The sequence below is a fragment of the Hymenobacter agri genome, from assembly GCF_054778495.1.
Genome location: NZ_BAAGZM010001232.1, coordinates 1 through 619 on the forward strand (window position 1 = coordinate 1; position 619 = coordinate 619).

The window sequence follows — 619 nt, forward strand, 5'->3', positions numbered from 1 at the left end:
CCGCCGAGTACCTGCTGGCCCGCACCGAGCAGCTGCACCGCGAGCGCTATGCCGAGGAAGAAGCCTGGCTGGCCGCCGTTGAGTGGGCCGACCGCCTCGGGGCCGACATCATCAATTCCTCGCTGGCCTACACCGAGCAGCGCTACTTTCCGGAGCAGATGGATGGTCGCCGCAGCCTCATTGCCCGCGCTGCCAACCTGGCCGCCCGCAAAGGCCTGCTGGTGGTGAGCGCCGCTGGCAACGACGGCGACGACGACTGGGTGCGCATCGGTACGCCCGCCGATGCCGACTCGGCCCTCGCCATTGGCGGACTCGACCCCGAAACCGGCCTGCACGTCGATTTCAGCTCCTACGGCCCCACCGCCGACCGGCGGCGGAAGCCCAACCTAGCGGCGTTCGGCATCGTGCTCACCACTACGCCCGGCGGGCACTACGAGCGGCTGGAAGGTACGTCATTCTCGGCTCCGCTGGTGGCTGGGCTGGCAGCGGCGCTGTGGCAGCGGCAGCGGCAGCTCACGGCCATGCAGCTTTTTCAGCAGCTGGAACAGGCCGGCGAGCTGTATCCGTATTTCGACTACGCCCACGGCTACGGCCGGCCCCGACTGGCGCGGGCTGCGGC

General features: G+C 69.6%; 1 protein-coding gene. It reads left to right on the forward strand.

Features of this window, described 5'->3' with window-relative positions:
* Positions 1-619 (forward strand): S8 family serine peptidase (locus ACYVDE_RS25505; RefSeq protein ID WP_460504306.1); only part of this gene is annotated, 619 nt, incomplete at both ends.